15 protein-coding genes and 1 tRNA gene are annotated in these 15,198 nt (G+C 69.4%); 7 read left to right on the top strand and 9 right to left on the bottom strand.

What is annotated here, in order from left to right:
* Window positions 1-6: 6 nt before the first annotated feature.
* Genes PMI02_RS17045 through bioF form a run of 3 tightly spaced genes read right to left on the bottom strand, consistent with a single transcriptional unit; the run spans window position 7 to window position 2,542 of the window.
* Window positions 7-768 carry a methyltransferase domain-containing protein gene (locus PMI02_RS17045; protein ID WP_007685098.1) on the bottom strand — a complete coding sequence of 254 codons (762 nt, stop codon included), beginning with the start codon at window positions 766-768 and terminating at the stop codon, window positions 7-9.
* On the bottom strand, window positions 765-1,382 hold the full coding sequence (locus PMI02_RS17040; RefSeq protein WP_007685097.1) for an alpha/beta fold hydrolase: 618 nt from the start codon (window positions 1,380-1,382) through the stop codon (window positions 765-767). The genes PMI02_RS17045 and PMI02_RS17040 overlap by 4 nt, the downstream gene beginning before the upstream one ends.
* The gene (gene bioF / locus PMI02_RS17035; protein WP_007685096.1) at window positions 1,379-2,542 is read right to left on the bottom strand and encodes an 8-amino-7-oxononanoate synthase; all 1,164 of its coding nucleotides are present in this window, start codon (window positions 2,540-2,542) and stop codon (window positions 1,379-1,381) included. Before bioF ends, PMI02_RS17040 begins: the two co-directional genes overlap by 4 nt.
* 141 nt (window positions 2,543-2,683) lie before the next feature.
* On the opposite strand from bioF, the gene PMI02_RS17030 reads away from it, so the two are divergent.
* The gene (locus PMI02_RS17030) at window positions 2,684-3,748 is read left to right on the top strand and encodes a L,D-transpeptidase family protein (RefSeq protein WP_007685095.1); all 1,065 of its coding nucleotides are present in this window, start codon (window positions 2,684-2,686) and stop codon (window positions 3,746-3,748) included.
* A 121-nt stretch (window positions 3,749-3,869) separates the two neighbouring features.
* Window positions 3,870-4,352 carry a hypothetical protein gene (locus PMI02_RS17025; RefSeq protein ID WP_007685094.1) on the top strand — a complete coding sequence of 161 codons (483 nt, stop codon included), beginning with the start codon at window positions 3,870-3,872 and terminating at the stop codon, window positions 4,350-4,352.
* Between the two features lie 76 nt (window positions 4,353-4,428).
* Here the strand turns inward: PMI02_RS17025 and PMI02_RS17020 are convergent, their stop codons facing one another.
* Genes PMI02_RS17020 through PMI02_RS17010 form a run of 3 tightly spaced genes read right to left on the bottom strand, consistent with a single transcriptional unit; the run spans window position 4,429 to window position 6,352 of the window.
* A complete protein-coding gene (locus PMI02_RS17020) occupies window positions 4,429-4,632 on the bottom strand; it encodes a hypothetical protein (RefSeq protein ID WP_007685093.1) in 204 nt (67 codons plus the stop codon).
* Window positions 4,632-4,817, bottom strand: coding sequence for a DUF4169 family protein (locus PMI02_RS17015; RefSeq protein ID WP_007685092.1), 186 nt, complete (start codon window positions 4,815-4,817; stop codon window positions 4,632-4,634). The genes PMI02_RS17020 and PMI02_RS17015 overlap by 1 nt, the downstream gene beginning before the upstream one ends.
* A 47-nt stretch (window positions 4,818-4,864) precedes the next feature.
* On the bottom strand, window positions 4,865-6,352 hold the full coding sequence (locus tag PMI02_RS17010; protein ID WP_007685090.1) for an ATP-binding protein: 1,488 nt from the start codon (window positions 6,350-6,352) through the stop codon (window positions 4,865-4,867).
* A 285-nt stretch (window positions 6,353-6,637) separates the two neighbouring features.
* Here PMI02_RS17010 and PMI02_RS17005 point away from each other — a divergent pair.
* The 4 genes from PMI02_RS17005 (at window position 6,638) to PMI02_RS16990 (ending at window position 9,279) form a co-directional block, all read left to right on the top strand.
* Window positions 6,638-6,724, top strand: a tRNA-Leu gene (locus PMI02_RS17005).
* Window positions 6,725-6,880: 156 nt separating this feature from the next.
* On the top strand, window positions 6,881-7,975 hold the full coding sequence (locus tag PMI02_RS17000) for a DUF3182 family protein (RefSeq protein WP_007685088.1): 1,095 nt from the start codon (window positions 6,881-6,883) through the stop codon (window positions 7,973-7,975).
* The gene (locus PMI02_RS16995; protein ID WP_007685086.1) at window positions 7,975-8,715 is read left to right on the top strand and encodes a S9 family peptidase; all 741 of its coding nucleotides are present in this window, start codon (window positions 7,975-7,977) and stop codon (window positions 8,713-8,715) included. The genes PMI02_RS17000 and PMI02_RS16995 overlap by 1 nt, the downstream gene beginning before the upstream one ends.
* Before the next feature lie 33 nt (window positions 8,716-8,748).
* Window positions 8,749-9,279 carry a CsbD family protein gene (locus PMI02_RS16990; RefSeq protein ID WP_007685084.1) on the top strand — a complete coding sequence of 177 codons (531 nt, stop codon included), beginning with the start codon at window positions 8,749-8,751 and terminating at the stop codon, window positions 9,277-9,279.
* 3 nt (window positions 9,280-9,282) lie between these two features.
* On the opposite strand, the gene PMI02_RS16985 is transcribed toward PMI02_RS16990, so the two are convergent.
* The 3 genes from PMI02_RS16985 to PMI02_RS16975 all read right to left on the bottom strand — a co-directional run bounded on the left by PMI02_RS16985 (window position 9,283) and on the right by PMI02_RS16975 (window position 14,336).
* The gene (locus PMI02_RS16985; RefSeq protein WP_007685083.1) at window positions 9,283-11,349 is read right to left on the bottom strand and encodes an AsmA family protein; all 2,067 of its coding nucleotides are present in this window, start codon (window positions 11,347-11,349) and stop codon (window positions 9,283-9,285) included.
* A gap of 89 nt (window positions 11,350-11,438) precedes the next feature.
* Window positions 11,439-12,962 carry an alginate export family protein gene (locus tag PMI02_RS16980; protein WP_007685082.1) on the bottom strand — a complete coding sequence of 508 codons (1,524 nt, stop codon included), beginning with the start codon at window positions 12,960-12,962 and terminating at the stop codon, window positions 11,439-11,441.
* 60 nt (window positions 12,963-13,022) lie between these two features.
* On the bottom strand, window positions 13,023-14,336 hold the full coding sequence (locus tag PMI02_RS16975; RefSeq protein ID WP_007685081.1) for an MFS transporter: 1,314 nt from the start codon (window positions 14,334-14,336) through the stop codon (window positions 13,023-13,025).
* A 563-nt stretch (window positions 14,337-14,899) separates the two neighbouring features.
* Here PMI02_RS16975 and PMI02_RS16970 point away from each other — a divergent pair.
* Window positions 14,900-15,198: sugar phosphate nucleotidyltransferase (locus tag PMI02_RS16970; protein ID WP_007685080.1), on the top strand; the 299-nt coding region annotated here is incomplete at its 3' end.

Below are 15,198 nucleotides of genomic sequence, written 5' to 3'. Positions count from 1 at the left end.
GGCGTGTCACCTAGCGCGGTGGAGGTGGCAGGTCACGACCTCGTACGTCACTTCGCATCCGCTTTGGGCGAATCTGGCCATGACGCGGCGCAACTGGGGGGGGCTCAGTGGGCGGTGCGCGGGATGCGAAGTGCCCGCGCCGATCGCCTTCACCGCGCGCAGGAAAGCGCGGGGGTCGGCGTGGCTTTCGAGATGGCGCTCCACCGTCAGCGACGTGAGGGAGAGGGCGGCGAAATTCTCGACTGGAGCGAAGGCGGGGGTGCCGGGCGCGATCCCTTCCACCTCGTGGGCGGCGCGCCACTCGCCGAAACTGCCGGGTGCGAGCGTGGTGACCATGAGGTGCCCGCCGGGCGCGAGCCATCCCGCCATGCGGGCGAGAGCGGCGGGAGCATCGTCGAACCACTGCACCGCGAGGCTGGAGCAGATGAGGTCGAAGGGGCCGCCTGCGGGCGTGCCGCGTTCGCCGTCGAGCACGGCGAAGTCGAGCGCGCGGCCATGCTGCGGCGCGCCAAGGCGGGCCCGGCAACGCTCGACCATTTCGGGGGCGATGTCGGTGACGAGCCACTCGCCGCCGAGCCCCGTCTCGGCCAGTGCTCCGGTGAGGAAGCCGGTGCCGCAGCCGATCTCCAGCACGCGCGGAGCGCGCGGCAGGGCCAGCGCGGCGATGCGCGCGGCGAGGCGGTTCGCCACCTCCCGCTGGACGCGGGCGTGGTCGTCGTAATCGGGCGCGGCGGCGAAGGCGTCGCGGATGCGCTCGCGCCGTGTCATAGGCTCTCGACCATGCCGCGCACGGCGGCGGCGCAGAGCTGCGGCGCTTCGAGGGGGAGCAGGTGCCCGCCCGCCCCGTGGTCCAGCCGCCGCACGTCGGCGCCAGCGAAGGCGCCCTCGCGCATGGCTTCGGGCAGCAGCGGATCGCGCCCGCCCTGGATCGTCAGCACCGGCACGCGCGGCAGCGGCGGGGCGGCGTCGCGCAGGCGCAGGAGGTCAGCCTGGAGCAGGGCGGCGTCGATCTCTGCGAACGGCGCCTCGCTCCCGCAGGTGCGGCGGAATTCCGTCAGGACGGCGCGCGGCTCGGTCTCGAAGCGGCGCAGCATGCGGTCGAGCACGCGCACCGGCACGCCCGCGCGGCCGGGGACGGCGGTGAAGCGCTCGAACCCGTTGATCGCGACGATCCCGGAGAGGCCGGGCGGCGGCGCGGCAAGCACGCGCATGGTGCCGAACGAATGGGTCACCGCCACGCAGGGACCATCGACAGGCGCCGTCTCGGGCGCGCCGAAGTAGCCGCGGTCGTCGATGGCGTGCGCCCACTCGGGCAGCAGCGCGGCAAGCGGCTCCCAGAAATGCCGGTCGAAACCCCAGCCGTGCGCAAACAGCAGCTTCACCGGTGCGCCTCTATCGCAGCCAGGAGCGCGTCGATATCGGCCTCGGAGTGCGTGGCGCGCAGGGCGATGCGCAGGCGGCTGGTGCCCGGCGGCACCGTCGGCGGCCGGATCGCGGAGGCGAGGAAGCCGGCCTCCTCCAGCCGCGCGGAGAGAGCCATGGCCTCGTCTTCCGGCCCGATCATGGCCGGGACGATCTGCGTCGAGGATTCGCCGTGGTCGAGCCCGAGGCGCGTGAGGCCCGTGCGCAGCCGGTCGCCCAGTGTGGCCAGATGCGCGCGCTCGGCGTCCATCTGGGGCACGAGGTCGAGCGCGGCGTCGATCGCGCCCAGCACGGCGGGCGGCGGGGCGGTGGTGAAGACGAAGCCGCTCGCCGCGTTGACGAGGTAGTCGATCAGCGCCTGCGAGCCCGCGACATAGGCGCCGAAACCGCCCAGCGCCTTGCTGAAGGTGCCCATGACCACGTCGACGCGGCCCGGAACCAGCGCCGTGAGGCCGCGTCCGCCGGGGCCGAGCACGCCGGTGGCATGGGCCTCGTCGATGAACAACGCGGCGTCGTGGCGCTCGGCGATGTCGGCGAGGCGGGCGACGTCAGCGAGGTCGCCGTCCATCGAGAAGACCGATTCGGTGAGGATCAGGCGCGCCGGGGCCTCGGCGCCCTTTTCGGCGAGCAGGGCTTCGAGGTGGTCGAGGTCGTTGTGGCGAAAGCGGTGCTGGCGACTGCCGGCCATGGCGAGCCCGGCGTGCATGCTGGCGTGGACCAGCCGGTCGGTGAATACCGCCGTACCCGGAGCCGCCGCCAGCAGCGCCGGGATCACCGCCGCGTTGGCCTGCCAGCCGCTCGCGAAGATCAGCGCCGCCTCGCAGTGCTTGAACGCGGCGATCCGGGCCTCGAGCGCGAGATGCGCCTCGCTCGTCCCGGTCACCAGCCGCGAGGCGCCCGAGCCCGCGCCGTATGCCGCCGCCCACTCTCCCGCGCGCGCGGTCAGCAGGGGGTGGCGGGCGAGGCCGAGGTAGTCGTTGCTGGAGAAGTCGAGCAGCGCGGCGCCGCCGCGCTCCACCCGGCCACGGGGCAGCAGGGCCGTCGTGCGCAGGATGCGGCGCTGCCCGGCGCGCCCGATCCGCGCCAGCGCCGCCTCGAGATGGGAATCGAGCTTGCTCATGTCGCGCTCCGGTATGGCAAGCGGGCGCGCAGCACAATCACAAGGGTTCAGCGCGAGGGTTTGGGCGCCGAGTTGCAACCGTGCATCCCGGGGCGATCTGGCGCGTTGAGACGGCATAGAACAATAACACCGGGTGTCCGCTTGAAACGCTTCCTTCCGCTCTGCCTGCCCGCGCTCGTGCTGATCTCCGCCTGCGGATCGCGCGACGAACCCGCACCCCAGCCGTCCAAAGTCGGGGGCGCCGATACGCTCGCCTTCGCCGATGCGCCGGGCGGGGGTGAGACCGAATCGGCGGACAGCCTCATCATGCGCGCGCAGGTGGTGCTCGACCGCCTCGGCTTCTCGCCCGGGGTGATCGACGGCAAGGAGGGGCAGTTGTACAAGCTGGCCCTCGGCGCCCTGCAGGAATCGCGCGGACTGCCGGCGACCGGCCAGCTCGACGCCGCGACGCAGCAGGCATTGTTCAAGGGGCAGGGCACCACCGCGACGCGGCTGGTGGTGATCCCGGCAGCCTTCGCGCGCGGCCCGTTCGTGCGCGACCTGCCGCACAGGACGGCGGACCTCGCCCGCTTCGACCACCTCGGCTACCGCTCGATGACCGAGGCACTGGCCGAGCGGTTCCACACCACGCCGGACACGCTCATGACGCTGAACGGTCCGAACACGGCGCTGGCGGGCGGGCGCACCATTCGCGTGCCAGGCGTCGCCAACGTGCCGCTCGCCACGATCGATGGCGACGAGCGCGGCTGGGCGGACACGCTCCAGCGTCTCGGCGTGGCGGCCGACCAGCCCGAGGCGGAGCGGATCGTGGTCAGCAAGTCGCAAGGCACTCTGCGGGTCTACGACAAGGCGGACAAGCTCATCGCGCAGTTCCCGGTGACCACCGGCAGTGCCCATGATCCGCTGCCGATCGGCAACTGGACGATCAAGGGCGAATCGCGCAACCCCGATTACCAGTACGACCCGGACCTGTTCTGGGACGCGAACAAGAACGACAAGGCCAAGCGCCTCGCTCCGGGTCCGAACGGGCCGGTCGGCGTCGTGTGGATCGATCTTTCCAAGGACCACTACGGCATCCATGGCACGCCCGAGCCGCAGAATATCGGCCGCACCGAAAGCCACGGCTGCGTGCGCCTGACCAACTGGGACGCCGCGCGCCTCGCGCAGATGGTTCACACCGGCACAGAGGTGGTGTTCCAGGCGTAAAGCGCCGGAAACCGACAGGGCGAGTCCTTGCCGGGACGGACCGAATCCACCTGCCTTGCCCCTGCTCCGCACTGAAACTAGCCCCGCGAAAGCAAACGGTTTCAAGGAGCAGGGACCCATCATGAAGTACCTTCTCGCAGGCTCGCTGGGGGCCTGCGCCCTCGCCGTGGCCGTGCCCGCCACCGCCGCGACCGTCACCGCCGAGGCCAATGTCGCGCGCTCGGAAGGCGACTGGGGCGGCGAACTCGCGGTGGGCGTGCCGATCATCCAGGACGGCGGCTTTTCGATCACTCCGGGCGTCGGCGCGTTCTTCCACAAGCGCGACCACGACGGCTACGACAACCAGGATTCGCAGTGCATCCGCACGTCCGACGGCGAGCAGGTCTCGGACGGCAAGTGCGACAATTCGGGCACCAAGATCTTCGGCAAGGTCGAGGCGATGTACAAGCTGCCGATGTCGCTGTCCTTCGGCCTCGGCGCGCGCTTCATCGGCAACGACCTGCGCGGCTACGGCATCGTCGCGATGCCGCTGGCCCCGTTCATCGACGTGAAGGGCAACATCGGCGACCACTACGTCGCGGCAGGCGTGCAGGCGAAGTTCTGAGGCTCCGGTCTGACTGATCGGATGTGGGCGTGAGTAAGCGGGACGGCAGGCAAGTCGGCTTGCCGCCGCCTGAGGCTCAGCTCTCGAGCAGGTCGAGGTAAGCCACCACGTCGTTGTCGGTGGCGATGAACAGGCCGTCCTGCACTTCTTCCGGCTGCTGTTCGGCGATGAGCATGGCCTGGGACAGCGGGCCGTAGAACAGCGTGTTCGCCGCGCCGCCCTCGGCGCCGCCGTCGAGGTGGTAGAGGCGCACGCTGGCTTCCTCGTAAGTCGAGCGCATCAGTCTTCCCTGTTCTCGCGTTTCGCGCCGTCGACCAAGCGGTCGATCCGGGCGACCTCGGCTTCGGAGGCCAGGCGCTCGCCCTTGGTGCGGCCGTGGCGGGCGCGGGCGGCGTCCGCTTCCAGCTTGCCGGCGGCGCGGGCCTTCGCCTTGCGGGCCATGCGGAGGTTGACGATTTCGGCCATGGACGGGCTTTACAGCGGATCGGCGCGGGCGTGAAGCCCGGGGGGCGTCACGCCTCGACCGGGCTCGTCGTCACGCCGAGGTCGGGCAGGCCGACCGATCGCTTGCCCGAAAAATCGGTACGCACCACGATCAGCCCGTCCTTCTCCAGATAATCGAGCAGACGCTGCACGCGGCGGGGCGAGCTGGTGCCGTAGATCCGTGCGAGGTCCATGTCGTCGGGGCAGGGCTGGCCGTCTATGGCGGCGCGGGCGATGACGTAGAACGTCGCCAGCGCATCGTCGGGGACGTGCTTGGACAGGTTGATGAGGTCCGTCCAGCGCTCGTCGTCAGGGTCCTCGATACCCGCCAGTGCGGCGGCGAAGCCCCGGCGGAACATCGTCGCGTCGAGCCCGCGCACCGAGATGCCCTTCATGCGGCAGCGGATCGAGAAGTCCTGGAACAGCGTGGTCGAGGACTGGAACGTGCAGTCGTCCTCCTGCGCCATGGCGTTCATGATCTCGGTAATGGCGGCCCGGCTTTCCTCGGCGCCGGGCTCGGCGCGTTCCCTCTCGCGCTCGCGTTCGCGGGCCTGCGAGCTGGTCGGCTCCAGCACTTCGTTGGCGGCGATCCGGCGGGCGAGCGATTCGGCGTCCTCGGTGCGTGGCGCGGGCCGGGGGAATTCGGGGCGCTCCAGCTCGACGTGAAGGTTCTCGTGGAGCAGCTCGCGCAGTTCCGCCGTGGTCGCGGTGGGCAGCGGGGTGAGGCCGGGCGTCACCGACTTGGCACCCGTGCGCACGGAGCCGACGTTCACCGAAACCGGTCGCCGCGCGATCGCGGGGCCTAGGCCGAGGAACTGCCCCCGCGCGAGGTCGCGGATCGATTCGGCCTGGCGCCGCTCCATGCCGAGCAGGTCGGCGGCGCGGATCATGTCGATGTCGAGGAAGGTGCGGCCCATCAGGAAGTTGCTGGCCTCGGCCGCGACGTTCTTGGCGAGCTTGGCGAGGCGCTGCGTGGCGATCACGCCTGCGAGGCCGCGCTTGCGCCCGCGGCACATCAGGTTGGTCATCGCCGCGAGGCTGACCCGGCGCGCTTCCTCGGAAACTTCGCCGGCGGCGGCAGGGGCGAACATCTGCGCTTCGTCGACCACCACGAGCGCGGGATACCATTGCTCGCGCGGGGCATCGAACAGGGCGTTGAGGAACTGCGCAGCGCACTTCATCTGCTGGTCGATTTCCAGCTCGTCGAGCGCGAGGATGACCGATGCGCGGTGCTGGCGGATACGCGCCGCGAGCCGGGCGATCTCGGCCTCGCCATAGGCGGAACCGTCGATGACCACGTGCCCGAACTGCTCGGCGAGGGATACGAAGTCGCCCTCGGGGTCGATCACGACCTGCTGGACGATGGTGGCGCTCTCTTCCAGGATCCGGCGCAGCAGGTGCGACTTTCCGGACCCGGAATTGCCCTGCACCAGCAGGCGGGTCGCCAGAAGTTCCTTGATGTCGATCTCGATCGGCTGGCCTTGCGGCGTCTGGCCGATCACGATGTTCGCGCTCACGCCTCGCTCCTGCCAAAGCGGGGTAGTGGGGCGCAAGGCCGGGGAAGCGCTTTATCCAGAACTTGCGAAATGCGCGGGGCTCGGACGGTGATCGATCGCGCATTATCGGGGAGAGCCAGCGCCAATCTCGCGGAAATCGACGCTTTTCCGGGGTTCTCGTGCGGGCCGGGGCAAGAAAGTTCATCAAAGTGAAAATAAACGGCGCAAGCCGCTTGCAGGGTATGGAACCCTTTGCTAATGGCCCGCTCCTGCCGGGGGCGGATGATTATCCAGCCCCGAAAATATGCGGTCGTGGCGGAATTGGTAGACGCGCAACGTTGAGGTCGTTGTGGGCGAAAGCCCGTGGAAGTTCGAGTCTTCTCGACCGCACCAGGCAGTATCTGAAATGGAATGAACTTTGCCTTCGGGCTCCCCCAGCGGCGCATGCCGCGTGGGGTGTTCCTGCGTCCGGACCCGGAGCGCCCCGGAGAAACCCAACCTTCCCTGCCACGTTACATCCATGACCCGCGTGTCGAAAGGACCACGAGCATGGATGCCCAAACCTCGACCTGTACGGTGCGCGCCTGCGCCACGGCGGATGCCCACATGACCAACCTCCACGACCGGTCCGCACGGACCGAGATCGTGCGGCGCCTCGCGCAGCTGTGCGGGGGCGAGGTGGTGGCCGCCGAGGGCACGCCCCGGCCGGGCCAGTTCCTCGTGCCCGACGACACGATGCTGGCAGGCGCGGCGGCGCTGCTCGGCATCCGGCGGGAGGAACAGCTCTACGGCGGCGTCGTGCCCGAGCGTTTCGTCGCCACCAAGGTCATCAGCCACGGCCTGCCCTTCGCCGACGCGCGGGCTCCGGCGGGCTGGGCGCACGGCCTCGCCGCCGATCTCGGCGATGCGGTGCTGCGCGGGTTCTCGGTCTTCACGCAGGCCGATGCGCAGGCCGCCGGGCGCCTGCTGCTGGAGCACGGGCCGATCCGCCTCAAGGACGTCGAGGCCACCTCGGGCCGGGGGCAGACGGTGGTGCGCGACATCGCGCAGTTGGACGCAGCCGTCCTCGCCCTCGACACGCACGAACTGGCGACGAGCGGCCTCGTGATCGAGGAGAACCTGGAGGACGTGCGCACCTACAGCGTCGGCCTCGTGCGGCTGTTCGGGCGCTCGGTCGCCTATTGGGGCACCCAGGCGCTGACCGTCAGCAACTTCGGTGAGGAGGTCTACGGCGGCTCGCAATTGCACTGCGTGCGCGGCGGCTGGGACGAGCTTCTGGCGATGGACCTCGATCCTGAGCTGGCCGAAGTCATCGACAAGGCCCGTCGTTACGACGCTGCCGTGTTCGCGGCCTATCCCGCCATGTTCGCCTCGCGCCGCAACTACGACGTCGCCGCCGGGCGCGACCTTCACGGCCGCCCGCGCCTCGGCGTGCTCGAACAGAGCTGGCGTGCAGGAGGGGCGAGCGGCGCGGAGATCGCCGCCTTCGAAGCCTTCGCCGCCGACCCGTCGCTCGGCCAGGTCGACGCCGCCACGGTCGAGATCTACGGCGAGGTGGACGCCGCCCCGCCCGGCGCCGCGATCTATTTCAGCGGCATGGACCCGGTCGTCGGCCCGCTCACCAAGTACGCGGCGGTGCAGTGATGGACGGACGCAATCCGGTCACCATCGCGGTCGGCGACGAGCAGCTCGACGGCACGCTGCTCTCGCCTGCCAAGCTCATCCCTGGCGTGCTGTTCATCCACGGCTGGGGCGGGTCGCAGGAGCAGGACCTGCAGCGGGCCGAGGAAATCGCGCAGATGGGCTGCATCTGCTTCACCTTCGACTTGCGCGGCCATGCCCGGCACGACGGCAAGCGTGACCTCGTCACCCGCGAGGACGGGCTGGCGGACGTGCTGGCCGCTTACGATTTCCTCGCCTCGCAGCCGCAGGTCGACCCGACGGCGATCGCCGTGGTCGGCACCAGCTACGGCGGCTATCTGGCCGCGCTGCTGACGGCGCGGCGGGCGGTCTCGTGGCTGGCGCTGCGGGTACCCGCGCTCTACCCCGACGACCACTGGGACGTGCCCAAGGCCCTGCTGCCGCGCGACGAGCTGATGACTTACCGTAGCCACTTCCGCACCGGCTACAGCGACAAGGCGCTGGCGGCGTGCGAGATGTTCGGCGGCGACGTGCTCATCGTCGAATCCGAGCATGACGACTACGTGCCCCACGCCGCGATCAGCTCTTTCATGGCCGCATTCCAGCGCAGCAATTCGGTGAGCTACCGCATTCTCAAGGGCGCCGACCATGCGATGCGCGACGAGACCTGCCGCAACGCCTACGGCAAGCTGCTGCTCTCGTGGATCGAGGAAATGGTGCGCGGCGGCCGCCGCTCGTCGTGACAAGGGGCGCTGCCGGCGAACGGGAGACGGGCAATGGATGACGTGAAGCGCAAGGCGAGCGGGATCGCCGGCGAGGTGATCGGCATCGCCAAGCGGGCGCTGGGCGAACTGACGGCGCGTCCGGACTTCGTGCTGGAAGGCGAGAAGCAGCAGGCCGAGTGCCGTGCGCAGGTCGCGGCCGCCAAACAGGATGAAAAGATCGTTATCGGTTGGCTGCTCGATCCTGAGCGGCGCCGCCAGCTCCTGGCGGTGTTCCCGCCCCGCTACGAAAACGTCGTCGCCCATCACGTGACGCTCGCCTCCGGCCAGACCGGGGACACCCCGCTACCCGCTGACCGTGCAGGCCATGTCGTGGGCCACGTGGACGACGGCGAAAGCGTGGAGGCGCTGGTGGTCGCCGTCGAGGGGGCGACCGATCGACCCGATGGCAGCACGTATCATGTCACTTGGTCGCTCGCGCCCGGTCGCCGCGCGGTCGAGAGCAACGACGTCATCGCCAAGCTGGGCTGGGACCCGCTCGTCGCGCCGCAGTCCCTGCAACTTACCGCCGCCCGCCTCCGCTGAGGCTCAGTCCTTAGGCTTCTGCTTGCCCTTGCCGACGTCGTCGCGCGGCTTGCCCTTGGAGGTGCGCTGGGCGGTGGCCCTGGCACCCGAGAGGACCGGGCCGCAAGCGGCGGACTTGGCATCGCCCACATCCACGAAGGCGAGCAGCCCGGCGACCGGGGTCGCCACCACCGCCAGCCCGAGGCCCGCACCCGCGCGGCCGAGCAATTCGGGGCTCACGACGTTGAGCGAGGGCGAGGCGAAGTGGCCGCCTATTCCGACCGGGGACTGGCCGGAGAACAGGCTGAACTTCTTGCCGTCGGCCCGGAAAGCTATGTCGACCGCCTCGGTGCCGAAACTGAAGGCGCCGCGCCCGGTGATGACGTTCTTCTTCGTATCTATCAGGATCGGGTCGGTCGAGGCGATGCCGCCGCGCACGGTGAAGGCGACGACGCCGCAGTTGATCTGGACGGGCTCCTTCAGCTTGTCCTGGAACATCTTCTGGACGAACGTGCCGAGGTCGAGTTCCGCGAGCTGGATGTTGCGAGTCCACAGCGCGCCCTGTGGCATGACGAAGGCGATGCGGCCCGATGAACTGGCGAGCGAATCGTGAATCGTATCGCCCCGGCCGTCCAGCTTGATGCGGCCCTTGATGGTCCCGGTCGTTCCCGCCTCGGCGAGGCCGTAGCCCGCCAGCAGTCGGCCCATCGGGGTAGGGGAGAGGCGGATGTCGTAGCTGATCGCCGAGGGACGCTGGCGGGTGTCGAAGATCAGGTCGGAGGCCACGTCTCCGCGCGCCATCGAGAAGGTCAGGGGCGAAAGCGCCAGCCGGCCGTGGTCGAGGGTGAGCTTCATCGCGATCTTCTCGATCGGCACGTTGCGCGAGCGCACGACACCGATCTTCCAGTCGAGGGTCGCATCGAAGCGCTGCATCGAGGCGACCGGCAGCGCCGCGTCGGGGAGCACGCGCTGGGCTCCCGCGCCGGTAGCGGCAGCGGCGGCGACGGCGCCCTTGGAGGCGACGATGTCGGGGTTGTAGCCGATGAACGGCGCGGCATCGACGATGTCGAGACGGCGGGTTGTGAGGTCCGCGTTCAGGCGCAGGCGCTCGCCGTTGGTCGCGGTGAAGCTGCCGGCGAGGTCGGACTGGCCGAAGGTGCCCGCCAGCTTCGTGAAGCGGTAGGCATTGTCGTCCTTCACCATCTGCGCCTTGAGGTCGTAGCGGCGGGTTTGCGGGATCACCACGTCGATCACCCCGAGCAGGTCGGAAAGGTCGCGGCCCTGCGCGCGGACCTGGAGCGGTACGCCCTCCACGTCGGCGATCGAGGGGAGGGTGCCCGCGACGTCGATCACGCTGTTCGCCGCCCAGGCCCTGAGTTCCAGCTTGTTCTCGCCGCGATTGACCGTCGCGTCGGGGGAGAGCAGGCGGGCGGTCAGGCGGAACGGCGTGCTGCGCAGCTTGCCGTCGCCGCTCACCGACACGGCCTTGCCGATGCGGGCGTCGGTGGAGACGATGGGATCGACCTTGAGGTTCGCCAGCAGCTGCATCTGCGGGTCAAGGTAGCGGATCGTCGTGCCCCTGACGGTGGCGCGGTCGATGCGCGGGAACTCGAAGGGCTTGCCGCCACCCTCAGCGCCGAAGGTCCAAGTGTTGTTCCGGTGCGGCTTGTCCCATTCAAGGTCGGCGCGGCCCTGGTCGAGGTCGAGCGTGTAGATATGGCGGCGCCCGAACAGCAGCGACAGCGGGGCGATGCGCGCTTCGATGCGCTTCGCGGCGAACAGGCTCGGCTCGCCTGCCCACTGCGGGTTGGCGACGTCCAGTCCCTCGGCGAGGAACTTGATGCGCAGGGGTGCGAAGTAGAGCTGGAAGTCGCCCGCGACGCTCACCTTGCGGTCGGTGAGGGAGGAGGCGACGCTCTCGAACGGATGCTTGAGGAAGCGGCCCTTGGTGATGAACAGGATCAGCCAGACCGCAAAAATCAGCCCGACGAAGGTCAGGACGACGTTGCGCACGATGCGCATGCGGCGCTGCCTGCGGACCGGGTCCGCGGTGTGGCCGGTGTCGGCATCGAGCTGTGTCGTTCCGTCCATGATGCGCAGTAGCGCGCGGACAGGGCATTTAGTTTCCGCCGCCCGGCGGATTGTGACCAAGGCGGCGGAATTAGAGGCGAAATCGCCCGTCAGAAGCGGTAATTGGACATCACGCCGAAATAGTTGCCCTTCTTGCCGCCCGCCGCCTCAAACGCGGAGCCGGGATCGAAGTATGTTTCGAACAGCCGGAAGCTCAGCCGCTTCGTGGTCTGCCACGAGGCTTCGAGGTTGAACGCGGTGCCGATGTAACGGGTATCGCCATAGGGCGCGAAGGAGGAGCCGGCCGGGCCGATGTAGACGCCGTCCGCCTTGCTCTGGCGCCACAGGAAGTCGGGGCCGGCCATGACCGTCACGTTGTCCAGCGGCTTCACCGTCACGGAAGGGTAGAGGTCCATCAGGTTCGAGAAGTTGAAGAACGCCGCCTCGCTGAACAGCGGCAGGCGCGGCGCGGCGGCGACGAAGGTGCCGGCCTTGCCGTCGGTCAGGTCGTCATCGCCGCTGAAGGCATTGGCGCGCAGGCCCAGGCGCGGCTTCATCGGCAGCGCCGGCCAAGTGTAGCCGGCCTCGAACAGGACGCCCCAGGCCTTGATGTCCTGCTGCGTGAAGGTGCCGCGCTGGAGCGTGCCTTCGAAGTCGAAGTCCAGGGTCGCATTGCGCCGCCACAGGCGCGCACCGTAGCTGTTGCGGTCGTCCGCGCCGGTGCCTTCGCGCAGGTTCGCGCTCTCGCGGTTCATCTCGTACCAGTAGAGGTCGGCGCCGAACCCGGCGATCGCCCCCGGCGCGCTGACGTAGACGCCGTGGAAGCTGCGCGCGGGGTCGCCGCGGTCGTCGAAGGTGCCCGGCCTGATCTCGATCGGGCGCGCCGCGAAAGCATCGACCGAGACCTTGCCCGGCAGGATGTAGGTCGCGCGCACGCCCTGGTAGGTGAACCGCATGTTGAGCCCTTCGCGCACGCCCACCAGCTTGCCGTTGCCGAGCGGCATTTCGAAGCGGCCCGGGCGCACGGTGATCCTCCCCGCATCGCCGAGCGGCACGGTGACGTCGACGAACGCCTGGTAGACGTCCAGCTTGTCGCGGTTGGGGGTGGTGGCGAATTCCTCGCCGTATTCCCGGTTGTCTCCCAGCTCCACGTAGGCGCGCAGGTTCGGGCCGAGGTGGAGGTCGCCGATCAGGCGCAGCCGGCTCTGGACGAGGTCATTGTTGTCGCCCGTCCGCAGTCCCAGCGCCGAGTGGTGCCAGTCGGTGTAGTAGACCCGCGCCTCGCCGCCGATGGAGAGGTAGAAGTCGTCGTCGGTATCGACCGGGATGTGGCGGATTTTCTCGATAAAGGGGGCATCGGGCGCGGGGACCTTCGACCAGTCCTCGGTCCAACGGATCGCCTGCGGGACGCCGGGCGGACCCTTGCGGCCGCCGGGGATCGCCTCGGCGGGCACGGGCTGAGAGCGGGCCGGGCGGATGCCCGGCGGCGAGGCGGAGGCCTGCGGTCCGCCCGGGGCATCGCGCGCGTCGTCGTCGGGGGCGACCGACTGCGCCAGCGCGGGGGGCGCCGCCAGCATCAGGGAAAGAAGGGTCGTGGCAAGGAGGCCGGTGCGACCCGGAATTCTATTCGACATTCTGGCTGTTCCTCTCGACGCCGCGGCCGATCTCGGGCCGGCCACGGCGGTGGCCTTTACTCAGGCGATCGTGTTTTCGCGGTAGCGGACGAGGCCGAGCGCGATGGCGCCGACCAGCGTCCCGCAGCCCATGACGAGCGCGACGAACTGGAGCGACGAGCCGCCCGCGAACATCAGTCCGGCGACGATCGGGCCGGACGCCGCGCCTGCCCGGCCGATGCCGATGACGAGGCCGGTGCCCCCGGCGCGCAGCGAGGCGGGGAAGGACTGCGCGATCACCGCGTAGAGCCCGGCGGTGGCCGCATTGGTGAAGAAGCCGCCGATGCAGGCGATGATCGAAAGGCTGGCCAAGGTGGTGAAGCCCTGTCCGAAGACGGTCACCGCCACCGCGCCGCAGGTCATCGCGCCGATCACCAGCGGGCGCACGCCGAACTTCTGGGTCAGCAGGCTCAGCACGATCGAGCCGCTGGCGCCGCCGACATTGGCCCAGACCAGCACCCCGCCCGCCGATGCCGGCGGGAAACCCATGTCGACGACGATCTTGGGGATCCACTTCACGAGGAAGTAGAAGGTCATCATGTGGGCGAAATAGGCGAGGATCAGCAGCGTGGTGACGCCCGCGATGCCGGGCGCGAAGAACTGGCCGATGCTGAAGCGGCGCGGCTGTTCGTCACGCGGGGGCAGCGCGGTCAGCGGCGCGCGGCCTTGGCGCACCATGGTGCGGTTGATCTTCTCGAGCGCGCCGGCGGGGCGCTTGTGGAGCAGGAAGGCGATCGTCTCGGGCACGAGCCAGAGGACGAGCGGGATGAACAGCGCCGTCATCAGCGCCCCGAACTCGAACACCGACTGCCAGCGCCCGGTCGTCCCCAGCAGTACCGCTGCGATCGAGCCGCCGACGATGGCGCCCATCGGATAGCCGCCCGCCATGATCGCGACCGACAGGTTGCGGCGGCGCGCGTTGGCGCATTCCGCGACGATCGCGTTGGTCGCCGCCAGCATGCCGCCGATGCCCAGCCCGGTGAACAGGCGGTAGGCGGAGAGGATCGGCAGGGTCTGCGCGGTCGAGGCTAGGAACATCCCGCTCGCCATGATGACGAGGCAGCCCAGGATCGTCGGGCGGCGGCCGACGCGGTCGGCCATCGCGCCCAGCACGAGTGCGCCGATGCCCATGCCGATCAGCTCCATCGACAGCACGAGGCCAAGCGCCGCGCGGTCGATGCCCCATTCCTTGGAGATGCCCGGCGCGGCGAAGCTGATCGACAGCACGTCGAAGCCGTCGAGCGCGTTGAGCGCGGTGGCGACGGCGATCGCGATCACCTGCCGGTAATGCATGGGTTCGCGGGCGATGACCGCGCGCGGATCTAGTTCGTTCATATCCTCTCGACCTGCTTTCATATGGGCTTCAGCCGCCGGGGGTGGGCTGGCCACGTCGGGGTCCTGTGCAAGCGTTCCCGCACGGCGGCGCGCTACGAGGAACCGGGGCAGGGGGCATCCGCGCACGGCCGGCCGCGTGGCCGACAGAACTGGGGCACGGTCAATCCTCTCCCGGGGATCGCATCGCGCAGCCTGGCTTCCCTTGTCGCGAGAGGGCCGCTGCGGATGGCGGGCTTGTCCGGCAGGGGGTGCCCGGAGTCCATGCGGGCTTGTGAAAATCCGCTCGACATTTCGCTAAACTTATTGCCGGAATGTAACGGTGCGCTGGTCACAGACCTCGACTTTCCGGCAGTTTCGGGGGTCCTGGCGGCGTTTCCGCCCTCATCGTGCGCGCACGCTAGCGGGCCGCGATCAAGCCTCAGGTAATCGGCAGGGCCGGCCTTGGCGCGAGGCGGCGCCAAACGGCTTGTCGCAAATGGCCGAGGTCACTGCGCGAAGGCCGGAACCGATTGTTGCCCAAGGAATTATCCAGCCGAAAGCGTGGCTGCACCCGAGGGTTTTGAATGAGCGTTGCGAATGCCCCAGGGCCCTATTGCGATGGGCTGGCGGAAGAAGTGGTGTCGATTGTACTGGCGGGCGGCAAGGGAAGCCGTCTCCACGACCTTACGCAGGAAGAGGCCAAGCCCGCCTTGCCGATCGGCCCCGGCGCCCGTCTGGTCGACTACACGCTCGCCAACGTCGCCAACTCCGGCTTCCGCCAGGCGATGGTTCTGACGCAGTACGCGCCGGACACCCTGCGCGATCACGTCGAGCGGTGCTGGGGCTCGTTCACAGTGCTCGACGGCGAGGACCATGGGCCGTT

This window comes from Novosphingobium sp. AP12 (assembly GCF_000281975.1).
Lineage (GTDB): Bacteria > Pseudomonadota > Alphaproteobacteria > Sphingomonadales > Sphingomonadaceae > Novosphingobium.
Note: the sequence above shows the minus strand (reverse complement) of the source record. Positions and strands in the feature narration are given on the sequence as shown.